Raw genomic sequence first — 17,596 nt, 5'->3', positions numbered from 1 at the left:
AACCAAAAGTTTTAATCATGATCCAATTGCAAAAACGCATACCGGCGCTAACGCTGGGTATTGCGATAGCCTGTTCAGCCGTATTTCCCTCCTGCAGTAAAGTTGAATCTCAAGCCGATGATCATCTGCTTCTTTTACAGGAAGATTTTAATAATGCCGATCATGCGGTATGGAATACGGGTGATAAGGGCAATGTTGTTACTTCCATTAAAGACGGATGGTTTGTGCTGAGTTATACATCTCCGGAAATGGGCACCTATAGTATGTGGTCTGACAACAAACTTTTTCCCGCTGATCATAAGACGGGGAGTGTAGAGATCCTCTTCCGCCATACTGCCGGGCATGCGTATGATAAGGCAGGACTGGTGTTCTGGGTGATGAATGATGAGAACTATGTAGTTTTTACAATAGGCGAAAAAGAGTACAGGATCTTCCAGGTGGTGAGCGGACAAGCAACGAACCTGGTGAACTGGACAACATCAGCGGCGATCAAAGGGAAGCTGAATGAGGACAATAAATTGAAAGTGAAATTGACGGAGGAGAAGCTGTTGTTTTATATTAACGATCTGAAGGTAATTGAAATCATGAAAGGAGCCGCGGCAACGCTGGATAGGATAGGGTTCCAGATGAGTAAGGCCTCAACGGAAGTGAAGAATAGTACGTTTATGGTGGATTATGTGAAGGTGATGAAGGAGTAGCGCATTATTTTACCTTCAGCGTTTGTGCAATCTTTTTGATCTGTGCAACCAGCTCGGGATGTTTATCGAACACGTTGCCCACAAGCACTACAGCTGCTTTATTGTTGCCTGTAACCACCTGGTAGGTAGTAACCGTTTTACCTTCAAAGCTCCCAACAAATGTTAGTTCATGCGCGTATCTGCCGTTAATGGTAATAGCGCGTTCATTATGGTTCAGGATCTTTATTTTGCTGGTTTTATAACGGTCTAACATTTTTAGCGCATGTTCTTTTAAAGCAGCGCCATCTTTCATTGGGGGCAAGGTCTGTACCAGTATCTGGTTTTGATAGGGATTGTTGGGATCGCTCTTCCCGCCTACTGTGTAGAAATACATTTGAGACATCGTTCCTGCGTATTGAAAGCTGGTGTTGGAAACATCCAGTGAGTAGTCGGCCAACGGGCTTGCATCCGGCATTTTGTTTTCATCTACATACAGGGATAAAAGCGCTTTCAGGATCTCGTCCCGGGAGGTTTCATCATTGGCAGGCAGCTGGCCGGTGGCCATTACAGCGAAATCTTTGTTACCGAAGGTCAGTATGAGCTGTTCAATACTCGAGGCGGGAGAACCGGCATAATAGAGTAACGCGTTATAGCTCCCGAATTTGAATTCCTTCCTGTAATACATGGGAGGAAGTTTACCACTCCTGATCGCATCATCGTATTCTTTTATGATATCGGTTTTCCGGACATCAAAATTTACAGACTGGCTTTCGAACACCTGGAAATAGGTGTTCTTATTTTTCTGAAATCTTGCTGATTGCTGCTGCAGCTGGTAGCCTCTGGGCTTAACAACGGATACCCTTGTGCCGGGGATTTGTACATGCGTACTTTGCTTAACCACCTGTACACGGTTGGGGATATACAGTTCTTTTTTTGTTTGTGCGGGACAGCAAACAAATGCAAAACAATATCCGATGAGCAGTGTAAGGTATTTCATAGCCGGCAAAGTTAGGTATTCGGGCCACCATCACGGGCATAAAAAATCCGTTTTGTATTAAAAGTTATCCCTCCGGTATAAAAGATTTTAACGGAAGGCGCCCCACTTTTGTATCAGCAAGATACTTGATATCCATGAACAATGATATTCTATTCGAAAGGGTTTGCTGCGGAAGAGTTTTGAAAGACGCAAGCTTTCATGTAGAGGGAAATAGTGTGGTGGCCCTGGCGGGCGATGCGGACTATTGTAAGGCAGTGATGGAGCTGATAGCAGGTAAACGCGAACCGGAAGGCGGGTATATACGTATAGGCGGTAAGGATCCTTGTTTATACGATGGCCTGGTGTATGCTGTGGAGGGTTTTCAGGAAGGAACTATTTATCAGCATATTGCAGGTCGCCAGACCGGGATAACGGAAATGAAAGTGCTGGAGGCCGCAGCAGCGGCGATGGTACTGGATTTTGCCTGGGAGATGCGGGATGGAATGAATCTCCCTTGCGAAGGGCTGACAGCCGGGCAAAGGCTGTGTGTTGGGATCGCCAGGGCGATGCTGGAAGAAGCCCCGGTGGTGCTGGTAGAGGGAATGAGTGAGGAGGATGGTGTATGGGAGGCGCTAAGAGAGCTGGCAAAAGTCAAGATCGTTGTAGTAGCCGGAAATGGTGTGCAGGTAAAAGACCTGTCAGATGTTATAGTGGTAAAGTACTAACCGCAATAGTAAGAAACTAAATTTATTAGCATTTTCTTATCTTTGCACTATGACACTGTTTGACGAGACGGCCTTGTTTGACGAGGGAAAGAAGCGGTTTACGGATTTCCATCTTCCGGATGCGGATCTGCGCTTATGGGAGCAGTTTTTCAGTAAAGCAGCAGCTGATAAGTACTATAAAACCTTGAAAGACAATACTCCCTGGCAGCAGCGGGTGCGGAAAATGTATGACCGTGTGTTGCCGGATCCCCGGCTGACCGCTTTTTATGGCGGACAGACGGGCCTTCCCTGGACGCCCACCTTACTTGAAATAAAAGAGCAGGTGGAAGCGGAGTGCGGTATTGTTTTCGACCGTGTGCTGCTCAATTATTACCGGGATGGAAATGATTCTGTGTCCTGGCACAGTGACACGCTTCCCTCGGATGGCAGACATCATGAAATAGGCTCAGTAAGTTTTGGTGAAACGCGTGTTTTCAAAGTGCGGCATAAGACAGATAAACACGGCCCCCGGCTGGATATCCCGCTCACGCATGGAAGTTTTCTTTTGATGGGGGCCAGCATGCAGGATCATTACGAACATCATATCCCTAAAACAACCCGGGAGGCCGCCGGAAGGATCAATTTAACGTTCCGGATATCCGACCTGTCAAAGCCTGTTTATCTCACGAAAATAAGTTAGAGCGGCTTACAGGCGTACCCGCAGCAGCTCCTCTCCCAGCTCATGCAGCCCTTTTAAAATACGCTGCTTCTGTTTATCGGAGGCAAAGGTAAGGCCTGACTTATACTGTCTTAACAGGGATGGATTGAAGCCAATGCGTTTGGCGAGATTGGTGACATCGAGCATACCGAAATGCTCGAAGAGGCTGACCATATCGTATTTGTAGATGAAGTCAAGGTGACCATTGTTGAGCCAGGGCTCAGGACTGGTTTTATGGCTGGCATGCACTTCCAGCACAGCATGAACGGCATCATGGAGATCTTTCTTAGCCTGCTGCACGTTGACACCATAGCCGGTAATACCGGGGAGCGCCTCAGAATAGGCGCTAAAGCCGGTGGAAGATGCTTCAATGATAACAGTTACTTTTTTGTTCTTCATGCATAATAAATATAACATTAATGTTATCATTAACCAAAAGTAATTATAACAGGGGTGTTATTTTTCAATAGGGCTATGAAGGTAAAATATTGAGGATTAGCAAAGGTTAATTTGTGGTTAATGACAATGTTACAGCTGTATTAAGAGGGTAGCCGGCCTATAATGCTTTTTTCAGCTGATTGGGAGAGATCCCATATTTCTTTTTAAAGGCGTAGGAAAAATGGGACAGGTCTTCAAAGCCTACCTCAAGGTAGACGTTTGAAGGTGACTGTCCCTTTTTTCTATGAGAAAATAAGCTTCTTCCAGCCTTTTATCCAGCAGCCAGCGCCCGGGCGAGGTATTGAAGACCTTCTGAAAATCGCGTTTGAATGAAGTGAGGCTGCGACCGGTGAGATAGCTAAACCGCTGCATGCTGACGTTGAACCGGAAGTGGCGGTTCATGAAGGCTTCAAGATCGATCTTGCCGGGATCACTGAAATCGAATAGCACGTTTTTAAGCCAGGGATCGGTTTTGAGGAGGATGAGCAGCATCTCCTTTCGTTTTAAAAGCAGCAACTGCTCATATGCCTCGCCGCTGAGGCTGAGATAAGGCTTTAAGGAAGCAATGAATGCAGCGAAAGAAGGATCGGGAGTGAGCCTGGTGACAACGTTCTTGTTCAGCACTGTGTCGGCACTAATGCCGTATTCTTTGCTAAAGCTCTTCAGAAAGTCCTGGTCAAAGAAAAAGTGCACTGTTTTGAACGCGTCGTTCTCCGCTGCGCTTTTGGTGTATTTGATCAAATGGTTCCTGGTGATAAAGCAGTAGTCGCCCGGCTGCATACTATACACCTGCTGACCGTCATAGGCGGTCAGGTTGCCGGATACCATGTAAAAGAAGAGATGGTCCGGAACAAACTGTTCGCTGGAAATATCAGCTGTATAGTGGCAGGAAGCGGGGCTCCCGAATGTGTCTGTCATATCTGCTTAGTGCATGAATTGCAAATATCCGCTTTTTATAGCGTCCAGGTATTGCTGGTCGGGCAGGGTGAGGCGGGCCTGGATACGTTGGAGGAAGTCGTCATTACCAACAACGTAGCGCAGCGTGTCTGTACCGTCGGTAGCCGCTTCATAGATAACGTCAGCTACTTCTTCAGCGGTTTTCAGCTGCATGCCTCTCATGGAGTCGAACAGTTTGCCGGCGGCAGTAACAAAATCGTCATAGTCTGCTATCGGCTTGCCGGCGGCAGCTCTTTCCCCGCTTACCTTCATGAAGTTGGTGGTGGTGCCACCAGGTTCTACGATCTTCACGCTGATATTAAGCGCAGACAGCTCGAATGAAAGCGCCTCTGAGAAGCCTTCCAGCGCGAACTTTGAAGCACAGTAAAGAGAGATCATGGGCAAGGTGAAACGACCGGCGCCAGAGCTGATATTGATAATTGAACCCGCTTTCCTTTCGCGGAAATGCGGCAGGATGGCCCGGATGGTATCCATTACCCCGATAACGTTGACTTCAAACTGGGCGAGGGTTTGTTCCCGCGGAGTGGATTCGAAGATGCCGAATTCACCGTATCCCGCATTGTTGACCAGGACGTCGATGGTCCCGAATTTTGCGATGCCGGCTTGTATGGCGGAGGCGATGGTTTCCGGCTGCTGCACGTCGAGTTGCGTAACAAAGATGTTACTGTGATTGGTGAGATCCTGTTCTTTAGCCGGCTGGCGCATGGTGGCAATCACGTTCCAGCCTTTTTCGGAGAAGAGCTGTGCGGTGGCTTTGCCAATACCGGAAGAGGCTCCGGTGATAAGAATCGTTTTACTCATTGTATCGTTTTTAGTGATACAAAGGTCGGGTGGAGATGGGGATGGAAGCTTTGTTGACGAGACCAGATTTTGTTTGTTGGAAAGATCAGGCGGGCAGCCGGGCTATTGACATACAACCATTTACAAATATTCTGGCAAAATTTAACGGGGCGATATAATTTTGCCCGCTGATTTATGGAAAAGATGTTGAAAAAGCGCTTCCGGAAAGCGCGGTATATTCTGTACAAAGAGACGATGATAGATGCACGGGAGCATATCTGGACCTTTATCGGCTCGTTTGTAGGCATTGGATTGATCGGGTTTCTCAATAGCAAATATTTTACGGCCTATGATAACCTTTTCCTGATCGGATCTTTCGGGGCATCTTCTGTATTGATCTATGGGATTATTAACAGTCCGCTGGCGCAGCCCAGGAACCTGATCGGCGGACACGTGATCTGTGCGCTGGTGGGGGTTACCTGTCACAAACTGGTGCCTGACCTGTTGTGGCTGAGCGCCGCGCTGTCTGTAGCCTGGGCGATCGTGCTGATGCAGGTAACGAAGACCTTGCACCCGCCAGGCGGGGCAACGGCGCTGATCGCGAATATCGGATCGCCGAAGATACAGGCGCTGGGATATTTTTATGTAATAAGCCCGGTGTTGACGGGGGTGTTGATATTGTTCCTGGTGGCCCTGGTGTTTAATAATGTGACGCCGCACAGGAAGTACCCGAGGAACAGGGAGTGGTATAAGGTGTGGCAGAGGAGTTATGGGAGGAGGAAATGATTGGCCAATCAAGTAACTTTGGGTATATAACTTACTACAATGGACACAAGAGCAACTATCCCGCCGGGCGCCAGTTTTTATCCCATGATCATGGAGCTTTATGAGAAAAAGCAACTGGCAGCCATTCTTTATGAGGACAATGGGGTTACACGGGCTAACGGATTGATTGAAAGCGTGTTTGAACGCGATGGACAGCGATGGTTCAGACTGGAAGATCAGACAGAGATCAGGTTAGATAAGCTATATGCAGTGAACGGCCTGTTTTCTTCCGATTATTCAGAATGCTGAGGCTGAAAAAGATGAGCGAAATAAGTAGCACACCGCAACAGTGTGCTACCGGGATGTCTCATTATCTTCTATTCAGATCCGTTATCAACAAGGGGTTTGTTACCTTCAACTCCTCTATCAGCTGTTGCACATTTTCAGTGGTTGGCTGCTGAAGGATCCTTTCTACTTCTGCGCTGGTGATCCCTACCAGCTGGCCAAAAGGATGAAACGGTATAGCGGATGCATTGGATGAATTTTGAGACGCAAAATAGTGAATCCTAATAGTTAGAAAAACTATGCTGCAATATACACGCTCCGCTGCACCTTATTAAACGGTAGGGATCGTACCTCCATCGATCACGTATTCTGTACCGGTCAGGTAGCCGGCTCGCGGTGAAACCAGAAAACCTACCAGCTCCGCTACTTCTTCCGGTTGGGCAGGCCGGCCATAGGGAATGCCGCCTAAGGCATTCATTACGCTTTGTTTGGCCTGTTCTATCGTAATGTTTGAGCTTTCAGCAATGCGCGCCATCATTCTTTCTGCGGAGACGGTCATTATCCAGCCCGGGGAAACGGTCAGCACCCGTATTCCTTTGGGCGCCACTTCGTTGGAAAGGCTTTTGCTGTAATTGATCAACCCGGCTTTTGCGGCTGCATAGGGTAAGGTAGAATCGTATAAGGGCAGCCGGCCCTGGATGGAAGCTATGTGAACAATTACGCCGCTTCCATGTTCGATCATTTGCGGTAAAAATCCCCTGTCCAGTCTTACAGGCGCCAGCAGGTTAGTTTGGATAGTTGTCTCCCAATCCTGGTCTGTAAGTACGGCAAAGCCTCCACCAGGAGTTTCTGAAGCGCCCAGGTTGTTGATGAGGATATCCAGCCTGCCATATACGGATAAAACCGTTTCAACTACTTTTGCTGTTCCTTCCGGGGAGCTGAGATCCGCAGGAATGAAGTGTAATGACTGATCTGTTTCTTCCGGCCTATTGCGTGCAGTAACGATCACGGTTGCACCGGCCTGTAAGAGCCTCGCTGCAATTGCTTTTCCTGCTCCCCGGGTGCCGCCTGTTACCAGTGCTATTTTACCTGACAGTTCGTTGTTGAAATTAAACTCCTGTTTCATCGTTTTAAATTTTAGCACAAAATTCAGCAGTATAAGCAGCAGGAACAAGTACGGATAAAGGAATGGCAGGGGGATAAATTTATCCCTATTGTCCATTTTGGGACATAGGGTTAATTTTGACCATGTACCAGAAGAAAATACCGTTGAATTTAAATTGCGGTCTTGATCTGACCGGCGAAGTGCTATATGGGAAATGGAAGATACGCTTGCTGTGGTTTATCAACGAAGGGTATAAACGTCCGAGTGAACTGCAGCGTAAAATTCCAGATGCGTCGAGACGGGTGTTGAACGTACAGTTGAACGAACTCGAGGAGCATGAATTGGTATCAAAGGTGATATATCCGCAGACACCACCCAAGGTAGAATATAGCCTGACTGATTTCGGGAAGACATTAATGCCTGTTATTGCCGCATTAGGGCAGTGGGGCGACGTGCACGATGAGCGGCTTCGCAGAGTGATCACGAAGGGCGGAAACGGTGAAAAATGATCCGCAACTGCCTATTCTACGAAGTGCCAGCAAACTCCTGCCACATCAATAATATTCACTTCCTTGCCATAAGGCTGCTGGGTTACGTTGCCAATGCGTATACCAAACCGGTCCGAAAGCTTTTTACCGATCACATAATCCCTGAAGGCCTGCACATTCTCAACCCGTACCGTTAACATATAATTCTCGGCAAACCCCGGTTCATCGTAATCCTGCAAAATAAAGCGGCAGCCGTCCTTCTCGAAACCGGCATAGCCATGCGCTTCAAAGCTGATATTGAAGCCCAGTTCCAGGAATAATTGTTTTGATTGCTCAAAGTCGCTTCCTGAAGGGACGAATGGTTGTAAAGAGAGAAATTTCATGTTCTAAATATAAGATTTATTTGAGGGGATTATTTGTCCGTTTCCGGACGTTAAACGCCCAGCCCTGGACAGTTATACAAAAAACTCATACATAAGTGACGTTATTGCATATTGTTCAGATATGGCAATCTTCTTGTGGAAGCAGTTGCATAATAAAAGCGCTATGAGTCATATTGTCATTCCTATTCCCCCACTCCCGGGTAAGCAGGAGATCACCGTAGAGGTAACCATCAACAACCAGAAGCAGCAGCTGCACTACCGGGTGGAGCTGTTTTACTGGGATGAATGTTCCAATCCCATGGGTCATCGGGCAGATTGTATCAGTGAAATGCTGGCGCATCATGATCCGGAGTGGATGGTGTATTATATCGGGGCGCCAACAGAAAAGTTTGTGCCTATTACGTTTGTGAGCAAGGAGAGCAGGAAGCTGTTGCAGACAACGCGCACCTGAATTTTGGATGGCTTGTCTCATTTAGGTATCTTGTACTTTAACCCAAAAATAGCGCCTGGAAAATGAGACAAGGTATCAACCCGTTTATCTTTTTTGCTGCCGTTTTACTGATAACGCTTGTATCCTGCAAACCCCGGAAAGCAATTGAGCTCAAAGCAGCCATTGTTCAGAAAGAGCGTGTTGCCTTTAATATTCTGCTGGATAAGAACGGTCCGGGGCAGCAGAAACTGGTATCGCTTACAAAGGACGACTTTAAAAGCGCATTGGCTTTTTTAAACCAGGAGGAAAAGGCATTCGATCAACTGATCGGAGAGATCGCAGCATTGCCTGCAAACGGCATTAAACAGGGCAATGAATTGAAAACGGCTGCCCTGGATTATTATAACGCGTTGAAAGCATTGCACCTCTTTGACCGCCAGGAAATTGCTCAGCGGGAACTCAGCACACATACTGAAGGTGAGGCATTACGCGCAGCGCAGGACAGCATCCTCTCATTAAGCCGCCGGAAACAGGATATGTTTAACAAAGTATATGAAAAAGAAGGGGGATTTCACCGGGCACTGGAGAAATTCAGCGCTGTTAATGGTATATAAAATCAGTATATTCGTTATAACTTAAACAGGAAATAACGATATTATATGAAGGCATGTGCATTGTTTATTCTACTGCTATTATTCACGGTAGCTGCTTACTCACAAGCTAACATCAACAATTACAAGTATGTGCTTGTACCCGAAAAATACGATTTCCTGAAGGAAGATAACCAGTATGGCCTGAATATTACCACCAAGCTTTTATTGCAGCAGAAAGGATTTACCGCTTTTATGGATGAAGAGGCGCTGCCGGCAGAATTGCTTGCCAATAAATGCAATGCCCTCAGGGCTGAGGTAGTGCAGAAAAAAGGCTTATTTGTTACTAACCTTACCCTGCTGTTGAAAGACTGCCAGGGCAATGTGATCTTCAAAAGCAAAGAGGGTAAAAGCAGGGAGAAAGAGTTTATGGCGGCCTACAACCTGGCCTTAAGAGACGCCTTTACAACCTTGAACGATACAGAGTACAAATATGACGGCACGGTGTTCACGCAATCGCAACAGGCAACGGTGGCAGCTGCGCCATCGACGGCTCCGCCTGCTGCCGCTACGGCTCCTGCTTCCAGCCCGGTAACAACGCCTGCAGCTGCAACCACTACGGAAAGTGCAGGTACGTTATATGCGCAGGCAACTCCCAATGGATATCAGCTGATTGATACTACCCCTAAAAAAGTGCTAACGCTGCTGAAAACTTCCATGCAGGACTATTTTATAGCAGAGGATGGATCCTCGAATGGTGTTGTTTTCAGGAAGAACGGCGAATGGTATTTTGAGTGTTATAAAGATGGAAAGCTGGTATCGCAAAAGCTGCAGATCAAGTTCTGATGTCATCTTATCAGCAATACACTTCGCTGTTGTTGCAAGCGTTGCTGATTGCGATCTTTATAGATAATTACCCGTGTATAGCATTTACGGACCAGATCCAGCTGATCCAAATAAAAAAGTGAAGCCCTTAGACTTCACTTTTTTTTACTACTGGTGAACCGGATTGGATTCGAACCAATGGCCTGCTGCTTAGAAGGCAGCTGCTCTATCCAGCTGAGCTACCGGTCCTTTTAAATAAATCCCTATATTTATCTTTCATTTTGGGAGTGCAAATTTATAAATTTCCATCAATTAATCAAATTTAAACGTTTTTCTAATATTTTAGCCATGGATGTACAAATAGAAGCCAGTTGGAAAGAAGCACTGAAAGAAGAATTTGAAAAATCCTATTTTGGCGAGATCGCCATGTTCCTGAAACATGAAAAAGCCCTGGGTAAAACCATTTACCCTCCCGGCAATCTGATCTTTAACGCATTCAATACTACCCCATTTGATAAAGTGAAAGTAGTCATCCTCGGACAAGACCCCTACCACGGCCCCAAACAGGCACATGGACTATGCTTTTCCGTACAGGACGATGTACCGCCGCCTCCCTCGCTGATCAATATCTTTAAAGAACTGAAATCCGATCTGGGCCTTCCGACACCTAACAATGGCAACCTTATCAAATGGGCGGAACATGGTGTGCTGCTGCTCAATGCCATCCTTACAGTAAGGGCTTCAGAACCGACCTCTCATAGTAAAATCGGATGGGAAACCTTTACCGACGCAGTCATCCGTAATATATCCGAGAAGAAACAGAACGTGGTATTCCTGCTGTGGGGAAGATTTGCCCAGGATAAGCAGATCCTGATAGACGCTACCAAACATCATGTACTGAAGGCTGCCCACCCCTCTCCTTTCAGCGCCGACAAAGGATTCTTCGGATGCAGACATTTTTCCAAAGCCAATGAACTGCTGGCCAAGGCAGGGATTGAGCCGGTAGACTGGAGCCTGAGCTAACCCGCCTTTAGCGCCTGGCAGTTACCCGATATTAGTAGTAGTTACACGGATATAGCACAAAACATATTAACAAAATATATAAGTATGTCGTAAATTCGTCTTGTTGGTTTAACTGCAAATTGGACACTGCAACCGCAACTATTTTATGAGCTGGTTAAAGAATATTCTTGCCCGTTTATATGCCGTATATGGCTTACTGTTATTCCTCGTCACCCTTTTAATCATGTTTATACCGATGTGGCTCGTGTCACTACTGCCGGAGCCAAAAAGAATGCGCTGGTTCTTTTTACTGGCCAGGGGCTGGATGACGGTGTTTATGCCACTTGTTTTTTGTCCCGTACGCAGAAAGGGATTGCAATATTTTCAGCCTGGAGTGAACTACATTGTTGTCTGCAACCACAACTCCCTCATGGATGTGCCGGTAACCACCCCAGGCGTACCGGGATTAAATAAAACGCTGGCCAAAATTGAAATGTCGAGACTTCCCCTGTTCGGCATGATGTATAAAATAGGCAGCGTGCTGGTAGACCGTAAGCTTGAAGAAAGCCGGCACCAAAGCTATGAAGAGATGAAGGAGGTATTGAACATGGGCATGCATATGGTGCTCTATCCCGAAGGTACCCGTAACAAAACAGACCAACCCCTGAAAGCATTTTATGACGGCGCTTTTTCCCTTGCTATCGATACGCAGCGCCCCATCATGCCCGCAGTGCTGTTCCATACGCGGAAAATATTACCGCCAGGCCGCGTTTTTTATGCTCTGCCCCACCGGATCGACTTTCACTTCCTGCCGCCTGTATCTACCCAGGGCCTCAGCAAAGACGATATGCCAGCCCTGAAGGAAAAGATCTTCAGGATGATGTGGGACTACATTGAAGAACAAAACAGCCTGGCTAGAAATCATAGAACTGCCGCGTTCGGTTAATGCGGAGATCCCTCAGCAATCCTGATTTAGGACTGATAGTAATGCTGAATTGACGATAGGTACCGAAAGGTATCAGGTTGATCGACATCTGCCAGCAGTGCAGGTCACGGGAGATGTACATATTCGTATAGGCGATCTCCCGGTTAACGAAATCGTAACCGCTGTTCAAACCTATTTTCCACTTGGGCGTAAGGCTGAAATCACCATTGAAGTTCACATACTGGTTTAAATTGGTCACTACCCCGCCGGAATCCGGTATGATGGTTTTACTGTAGGTGAAGCTGTAAGAGAGGTCCAGGCGCCAGGGAATATCGAAATCCACGTATTCGCCGGGATTGTTGCGGATCATCTGCAACTGGCGTGCCTGGGCTTCCTGCTGGGCGTCCATATTCTGCTGGTTGAGCATGTCCTGTTGCTGCTGCTCTTTCTCCTTACTCTTCTTATCGCCCGATTGGAAAGAGGTGCTCATCGTGATATTGGCGTTGGTAAGCCGCCCCAGGCTCAGCTTACCTTGTTGCCACACATACTGGTTGTCCAGCCGGTGGCCGCGCGCGTCTACCTGGTAAGGATCCAGTGTACCGCTGGCAGAGATGTTCACTTTCTCAAACAGGTTAGTACGGGCATAGATGGCGAAGGTAGACAGCTTAAAAGAGTCCGCCATCAGGTTGTAGCTGCCGTTGATGCCGAAACCGTCCAGCAGCTTGATCTTCTTCTCCTTGGCAGCAGAAGTGTCCTTCTTCGAGGCCACTTTCATTTCCAGGTTATTATCCAATCCGAACGAGACCAGTCCCGCCTTCCCTTCCGCCGGCACGCCGATGACCGAGCCTTCGAAGTAGGACGCACGGGTTCTGTCTTCCGGACGAAAGCCATATTGCAGGTTGTAGTACGCCGAACTTGCCAGGTCTGGCTGGTAGCTCAATGCGATGGTGGGGCGCATCACGTGGCGGATCGCCTTTATCTTGGAAGTTTTCTTAAACACATACATGCCGTAAAGGGCCGTTGACAGCGAAACGCTGGCGCTGGCCTGGCGGGCGGCGAAATAACCGGTGGTATAGACAGTATCCAGGCCACCAAGGGTATCAGTAGCCGGATTAAATTTCCTGGCGTTCCACTTACGCTCCATCTTCCGGGTATACCAGTATTCTGAATAGCTGATACCCGGCGACAGGGTAAAGCTTCCGATCGGGATAGAAAATGATACCGGGATGGTATGCTGCATACCTGTCTGCAGGCGGTCAAACATCTCCTTTTTCAGGAACATGGTGTCCTTAAAATTCACGCTGTTACGCAGTACCGTACTGTAGGAAACCCCTATTTTCTGGTACCATTTAGGCGTGCCTACCATCTCTTTAGGCTGGAAGGGATAGATGGTGTTCACGTTGAACGACGCATCCGGGAAAGAGATAAAGATATCTTTGGTAGAAAGGTTCTGGTTGTGGTTGAGGCTGACGCTCAGGTTATAGGGCTTGCCCTGCCAGGTTTTGGAAAAACTGATGGACGAACCAATATTATTATTCACGCGCGTATAATAATCAAATACGTTATACGTATTATAAGAGGACGTACCAAAGTTTACGTTAGCGCCGAAATTCACCCCGGGTCGGGCCTTACTGTCCATACTGTGGTTCCAGGTCACCCTGAAGTCACGGGAACGGGTAAACTCTGATTTCACCGCAGGGTCTCCGAAGCGGGTGGTAGCGAAACTGAGGTTAAAGCCGCCGTTATAGCGGTACCTTTTCCGGTAGGTAGGACTGGCCGTGAGGCTCCAGCTGCCGTAAGAATACACATCACCCCTTAGTGTGAGGTCAAAGTACTCCCCCAGTCCTACGTAATACCCTCCCTGTTCCAGGCCCACCCCTTTCTGGGCGTTCACCACGTACTGCGGGGGCAGGATACCGGAGCGTTGGCCATGGGTAATGGGGAAGATGGCAAAAGGGATGAACAAGGGAGTCGGCACGCCTTCTATTTCCAGGTTGGCCGGGCCAGACACCACCAGTTTATCAGGCACCACCTTGATCTTCCGCGCACGGAACTGGAAGTGCGGGGTATCCAGGTTACAGGTGGTATAGCCGTTCTTGAAGCCGAAGATGGTGTTATCGTCCTCCCGTTTGGTTTGCTGGCTGTGTACAAAGCCTTCACCGTACTGGGAGCGGGTGTGATAGATCTTCGCCTTCTGGGTGTTAAAGTTGTATCGCAGGGTATCAGAATCAAAGGCCTGATCGCCATCTTTGAGCTGTGGGCGGCCAAAGGGCTTGCCGCTGGTATCTTTGGCAGTAGTGGCTTCCAGCACGCCGGTGGATTGGGTAAAATTCATCCGCTCCGCGGTAAGGTCTACTGTTTTATATTTGGTATTGGCATTGCCATACAAATAGAAGCGTTTATCGGGGATCACCAGGACGATTGAATCCTTAGCTTTGTAGTTCACGGGGGCGTCCAGGCTGTCTTTAGAAAGCTTTGGCATGGACATGGTATCTACCACGGTGCTATCTGAGGGCTGGGTAGTATCGGCCCGGAGCAGCGAAACGGTATCCGGTCTTTTGCTGGAATCGGGTACAGGGAGGCGTTTCAAAGGGACAGTGTCCTTTTTTACCGGTACCGTATCTGTGAAAATTTTGTTAAAAAAAAGCCTGGAATGTGGCGCAGGGCTGGCAAATGCATCTATAATAAGGAAAAAAGCGGCAAATGTACCTGCCACGAACAGGTACTGTCTTAAAAGCTTTTTATAATTATTTTTGTGGTCAGGGCTCATTGTGTCAAGCGGGCACAAACCTACATGATTTTGCACAAATAATTTTATATAATCATCTGTAAAACGAAAAAGAACTCCGGGTGATACAGGGCCCCGGTTGAATTAAGATATTATTAACTAATCCAATGGAGAATGATCAATTACGAATGATGAACGATGATGATTGGAAGTGGATCATACCCCAACATCTTACCTGGGTTTCACATTTCGCAATTGACTATCCTTAATTGAACATTTGACTAACTAAAGCCCATTAAAATTAGAAACATGCGCTGGAACCGACTTTGGATTTTAGGATGCGGAACGCTATTTATCTGTACCTTTTTTATTCAGGCCAAGAACCTGCCGGGTCCCCGGAAACAGGACAAACCACTGAGAACAATTGTTATTGATGCCGGACATGGAGGCTCCGACGTTGGAGCAAGAGGAGGCTATTCCACCGAAAAGGAGATCACACTCGACGTGGCCATGAAGCTGGGGAAGATCATCGAGGAGAACATGCCCGATGTAAAGGTGGTGTATACACGAAAAGTGGACCGTTTTGATGATCCCCGCCGCAAGGCAGAAATCGCCAATAATGCCCGGGGAGATCTCTTCATTTCCATTCACTGTAACTCTGCGCCTAAAGGCCGTAAGATAACCGGCTACAAAACAGTATACCGTAAAAAAGGCAAACGGAGAATCGCCGTTAAACAACCCATCTACAAATTCTATCCCAGCGAAGCCCAGGGCACCGAGACCTACGTATGGGCCACCAGCAAGAACAACGCTAAGATGGAATCGCTGAAGGAAAGCGCGGTGATGGTGCTGGACGCCAACTCCGAAGAGGCCAAGGAAGTGATGGATGCTGCAGACCCTGAGACCTTTATTATGCTCAATACCCTGCGCAACGCCTTTTTTGACCAGAGCCTTCGTTTATCCACCATGGTGGAAGATGAATTCACGAAAGTGGGCCGCATCAGCCGCGGCGCCCGCCAGCGTAATGAAAAAGGTATCTGGGTGCTGCAGGCTACTGCGATGCCCAGCGTGCTGGTAGAACTGGGCTTCATCAGCAACCCTGACGAAGAAGATTACCTGAACTCCGCCAGTGGCCAGGAAGAAGCCGCAAACTGCATCTATAAAGCTGTAAAACGCTATAAAGAGGAGCTGGAACGCTTCGGCAATTTTAAGGAAGAAGTAGCGCCTGCACCCCAGCCGGTAGTACCTGAACCTACCGTGCAGCCGGTGATAGAAACCGGCTACCGGGAGTCGGCAGCAAGACCTGCAAAGGTATCCTCCAATGTGCGGTACCGGGTGCAGCTGCTGGTAAGCGATAAGAAATACACAACCAAGTCCTCCATTTTTAAAAAACTGGGGGGCTCGGTTGAACAGGAGCAGGTGATCATCAACAGCAAACGATTCAATAAATATATCTGGGGAAATTATAAAACAGAGCCGGAAGCCGGGGCTGCTTTGCGTAAAGCAAAGCGAGTCGGCTTCCGTGATGCTTTCGTCGTTCCATACAAAAATGGCCTGCGCCTGGATGCGCAACTCTGATCCCCGCTAACGTTTCTGACTCCGAATACACCCCGTTTTTCAGACCTCTGCCAACCCCTTCACCTTATCCTAAGCCACCTTTAATATAAATTTAGCTTTTCTACAGAAGGCTGATCCTGATCGTTTTATCTTGTCCGGTACCCGGAAACCCGGTATACAACATGGGGTACCCCGGATTTGGAATTGGTATATCAGATTTTGGATTACTTTTGCACCGAACGTATTCGTATCTCATGCTGAAAGTATCTAATGAAACCAAGGTAGGCATTCTGACCGTTGTAGCTATCACACTCCTGGTGTTGGGCTTTAATCTACTGAAAGGCAAAAGCCTCTTTTCCTCCGATAAAACCATCTATGCCGTATACAAACAGGTAAACGGTCTGCAGCCTGCAAACTTTGTGCTGGTGAATGGCCTGAAGGTGGGCAGCGTATCCAACCTGGATGTCATGGATAACAATGCGGGCAAGATACTCGTAACACTGCGTATAACGAAAAAGAAAGTACGGATCCCGCGTAATTCGGTAGCGCGTATCACCAGCGACCTGCTGGGCATGAAAGCCGTACAGATCGACTTTGGTAACTCCAACGAATATCTGAATGACGGGGATACTGTATATGCTGCCGTAGATGGCTCTATTACAGACGCCCTGAAGGAGCAGCTGAGCCCCCTGGCCAAAAAGCTGGAGACCACCCTTTCTGCGGTAGATTCCGTACTGCTGACCGTTAACGCCCTGTTTGACACCACCACCAAGGGGAACCTGCGCAGCGCTATCGCAAACCTGAACCATACCATGGGCAGCTTTTCGCATACAGCAGCTTCATTGAACGGCATGATGGACCCGAACCGGGGCAATGTACAGGCTACCTTTAACAACCTGGCTTCTATTACTGACAACCTGAAGAAGAACAACGATAAGATATCCGCCATCCTGGACAATGCAGAAAAGACCACCGGCGCACTGGCCAATGGGAAACTGGACTCTTCCCTGCTTGACCTGCAGCAAACCGTTTCCAACCTGAATGGAATGATGGCCAAACTGAACAGCACAGACGGATCCCTGGGATTGCTCATGAACGATAAAAAGGTCTATAACAACCTCCAAAGCTCCCTGGGCAGCCTTAACAAACTGCTGGAAGACCTGCGCGTGAACCCAAAACGTTACGTGCACTTCTCCCTGTTCGGCAAAAAAGATAAAGTAAAGCCCATCCCGTCTGATACGACAGTGGCAGTGAAATAATATC

The 17,596-nt window shown here is 47.8% G+C and carries 22 protein-coding genes and 1 tRNA gene; 13 read left to right on the top strand and 10 right to left on the bottom strand.

What is annotated here, in order from left to right; all coding sequences use genetic code 11:
- Window positions 1-17 precede the first annotated feature (17 nt).
- Window positions 18-698 carry an L-type lectin family protein gene (locus ACR9Y8_RS26745; protein ID WP_481216359.1) on the top strand — a complete coding sequence of 227 codons (681 nt, stop codon included), beginning with the start codon at window positions 18-20 and terminating at the stop codon, window positions 696-698.
- A gap of 4 nt (window positions 699-702) precedes the next feature.
- Here the strand turns inward: ACR9Y8_RS26745 and ACR9Y8_RS26740 are convergent, their stop codons facing one another.
- Window positions 703-1,674: a hypothetical protein gene (locus tag ACR9Y8_RS26740; RefSeq protein WP_481216358.1), complete on the bottom strand. Its 972-nt coding sequence runs from the start codon at window positions 1,672-1,674 to the stop codon at window positions 703-705.
- 134 nt (window positions 1,675-1,808) lie between these two features.
- Here ACR9Y8_RS26740 and ACR9Y8_RS26735 point away from each other — a divergent pair, with 134 nt between their 5' ends.
- Together ACR9Y8_RS26735 and ACR9Y8_RS26730 are read left to right on the top strand one after the other, a co-directional pair.
- Entirely contained in the window at window positions 1,809-2,378 is a 570-nt protein-coding gene (locus ACR9Y8_RS26735) for a hypothetical protein (protein WP_481216357.1), read from the top strand.
- Between the two features lie 49 nt (window positions 2,379-2,427).
- Window positions 2,428-3,057: an alpha-ketoglutarate-dependent dioxygenase AlkB family protein gene (locus ACR9Y8_RS26730; RefSeq protein WP_481216356.1), complete on the top strand. Its 630-nt coding sequence runs from the start codon at window positions 2,428-2,430 to the stop codon at window positions 3,055-3,057.
- A 6-nt stretch (window positions 3,058-3,063) separates the two neighbouring features.
- On the opposite strand, the gene ACR9Y8_RS26725 is transcribed toward ACR9Y8_RS26730, so the two are convergent.
- From ACR9Y8_RS26725 to ACR9Y8_RS26710, 4 genes are all read right to left on the bottom strand, one after another.
- Complete coding sequence (locus ACR9Y8_RS26725) at window positions 3,064-3,474, bottom strand: hypothetical protein (RefSeq protein WP_481216355.1); 411 nt, start codon at window positions 3,472-3,474, stop codon at window positions 3,064-3,066.
- 157 nt (window positions 3,475-3,631) lie between these two features.
- Complete coding sequence (locus ACR9Y8_RS26720; protein WP_481217215.1) at window positions 3,632-3,703, bottom strand: hypothetical protein; 72 nt, start codon at window positions 3,701-3,703, stop codon at window positions 3,632-3,634.
- A gap of 11 nt (window positions 3,704-3,714) precedes the next feature.
- On the bottom strand, window positions 3,715-4,431 hold the full coding sequence (locus tag ACR9Y8_RS26715) for an AraC family ligand binding domain-containing protein (RefSeq protein WP_481216354.1): 717 nt from the start codon (window positions 4,429-4,431) through the stop codon (window positions 3,715-3,717).
- A 6-nt stretch (window positions 4,432-4,437) separates the two neighbouring features.
- On the bottom strand, window positions 4,438-5,271 hold the full coding sequence (locus tag ACR9Y8_RS26710; protein WP_481216353.1) for an SDR family oxidoreductase: 834 nt from the start codon (window positions 5,269-5,271) through the stop codon (window positions 4,438-4,440).
- A 174-nt stretch (window positions 5,272-5,445) separates the two neighbouring features.
- Between ACR9Y8_RS26710 and ACR9Y8_RS26705 the strand changes: the two genes are divergently transcribed.
- Window positions 5,446-6,036 (top strand): HPP family protein, encoded by a 591-nt coding sequence (locus tag ACR9Y8_RS26705; RefSeq protein WP_481216352.1) that lies wholly within the window; start codon window positions 5,446-5,448, stop codon window positions 6,034-6,036.
- Between the two features lie 39 nt (window positions 6,037-6,075).
- Entirely contained in the window at window positions 6,076-6,324 is a 249-nt protein-coding gene (locus tag ACR9Y8_RS26700; protein WP_481216351.1) for a hypothetical protein, read from the top strand.
- Between the two features lie 61 nt (window positions 6,325-6,385).
- Here ACR9Y8_RS26700 and ACR9Y8_RS26695 read toward each other — a convergent pair whose 3' ends face one another.
- Window positions 6,386-6,514: a hypothetical protein gene (locus tag ACR9Y8_RS26695; RefSeq protein WP_481217214.1), complete on the bottom strand. Its 129-nt coding sequence runs from the start codon at window positions 6,512-6,514 to the stop codon at window positions 6,386-6,388.
- Between the two features lie 117 nt (window positions 6,515-6,631).
- Window positions 6,632-7,426, bottom strand: coding sequence for an SDR family oxidoreductase (locus ACR9Y8_RS26690; protein WP_481216350.1), 795 nt, complete (start codon window positions 7,424-7,426; stop codon window positions 6,632-6,634).
- Between the two features lie 122 nt (window positions 7,427-7,548).
- Between ACR9Y8_RS26690 and ACR9Y8_RS26685 the strand changes: the two genes are divergently transcribed.
- On the top strand, window positions 7,549-7,914 hold the full coding sequence (locus ACR9Y8_RS26685) for a winged helix-turn-helix transcriptional regulator (RefSeq protein WP_481216349.1): 366 nt from the start codon (window positions 7,549-7,551) through the stop codon (window positions 7,912-7,914).
- An 11-nt stretch (window positions 7,915-7,925) separates the two neighbouring features.
- Here the strand turns inward: ACR9Y8_RS26685 and ACR9Y8_RS26680 are convergent, their stop codons facing one another.
- Window positions 7,926-8,276, bottom strand: coding sequence for a VOC family protein (locus ACR9Y8_RS26680; protein WP_481216348.1), 351 nt, complete (start codon window positions 8,274-8,276; stop codon window positions 7,926-7,928).
- Window positions 8,277-8,439: 163 nt separating this feature from the next.
- Here ACR9Y8_RS26680 and ACR9Y8_RS26675 point away from each other — a divergent pair, with 163 nt between their 5' ends.
- The 3 genes from ACR9Y8_RS26675 to ACR9Y8_RS26665 all read left to right on the top strand — a co-directional run bounded on the left by ACR9Y8_RS26675 (window position 8,440) and on the right by ACR9Y8_RS26665 (window position 10,142).
- Window positions 8,440-8,727: a hypothetical protein gene (locus ACR9Y8_RS26675; protein ID WP_481216347.1), complete on the top strand. Its 288-nt coding sequence runs from the start codon at window positions 8,440-8,442 to the stop codon at window positions 8,725-8,727.
- 62 nt (window positions 8,728-8,789) lie between these two features.
- Complete coding sequence (locus ACR9Y8_RS26670) at window positions 8,790-9,320, top strand: hypothetical protein (RefSeq protein WP_481216346.1); 531 nt, start codon at window positions 8,790-8,792, stop codon at window positions 9,318-9,320.
- Between the two features lie 45 nt (window positions 9,321-9,365).
- Window positions 9,366-10,142 carry a hypothetical protein gene (locus tag ACR9Y8_RS26665; RefSeq protein WP_481216345.1) on the top strand — a complete coding sequence of 259 codons (777 nt, stop codon included), beginning with the start codon at window positions 9,366-9,368 and terminating at the stop codon, window positions 10,140-10,142.
- Between the two features lie 151 nt (window positions 10,143-10,293).
- Here the strand turns inward: ACR9Y8_RS26665 and ACR9Y8_RS26660 are convergent.
- Window positions 10,294-10,370 (bottom strand) — tRNA-Arg (locus ACR9Y8_RS26660).
- A 99-nt stretch (window positions 10,371-10,469) separates the two neighbouring features.
- Here ACR9Y8_RS26660 and ung point away from each other — a divergent pair.
- A complete protein-coding gene (gene ung / locus ACR9Y8_RS26655; RefSeq protein WP_481216344.1) occupies window positions 10,470-11,144 on the top strand; it encodes a uracil-DNA glycosylase in 675 nt (224 codons plus the stop codon).
- 145 nt (window positions 11,145-11,289) lie between these two features.
- Complete coding sequence (locus ACR9Y8_RS26650; RefSeq protein ID WP_481216343.1) at window positions 11,290-12,069, top strand: lysophospholipid acyltransferase family protein; 780 nt, start codon at window positions 11,290-11,292, stop codon at window positions 12,067-12,069.
- On the opposite strand, the gene ACR9Y8_RS26645 is transcribed toward ACR9Y8_RS26650, so the two are convergent.
- Complete coding sequence (locus ACR9Y8_RS26645; RefSeq protein WP_481216342.1) at window positions 12,038-14,854, bottom strand: putative LPS assembly protein LptD; 2,817 nt, start codon at window positions 14,852-14,854, stop codon at window positions 12,038-12,040. The genes ACR9Y8_RS26650 and ACR9Y8_RS26645 overlap by 32 nt on opposite strands.
- Before the next feature lie 231 nt (window positions 14,855-15,085).
- Between ACR9Y8_RS26645 and ACR9Y8_RS26640 the strand changes: the two genes are divergently transcribed.
- Both ACR9Y8_RS26640 and ACR9Y8_RS26635 read left to right on the top strand, forming a co-directional pair.
- Window positions 15,086-16,354 (top strand): N-acetylmuramoyl-L-alanine amidase family protein, encoded by a 1,269-nt coding sequence (locus tag ACR9Y8_RS26640; protein ID WP_481216341.1) that lies wholly within the window; start codon window positions 15,086-15,088, stop codon window positions 16,352-16,354.
- A gap of 233 nt (window positions 16,355-16,587) precedes the next feature.
- On the top strand, window positions 16,588-17,592 hold the full coding sequence (locus ACR9Y8_RS26635) for an MlaD family protein (RefSeq protein ID WP_481216340.1): 1,005 nt from the start codon (window positions 16,588-16,590) through the stop codon (window positions 17,590-17,592).
- Window positions 17,593-17,596: the final 4 nt, after the last annotated feature.

The sequence above is a fragment of the Chitinophaga sp. SVR4-12A genome (genome assembly GCF_056754765.1).
Note: the sequence above shows the minus strand (reverse complement) of the source record. Positions and strands in the feature narration are given on the sequence as shown.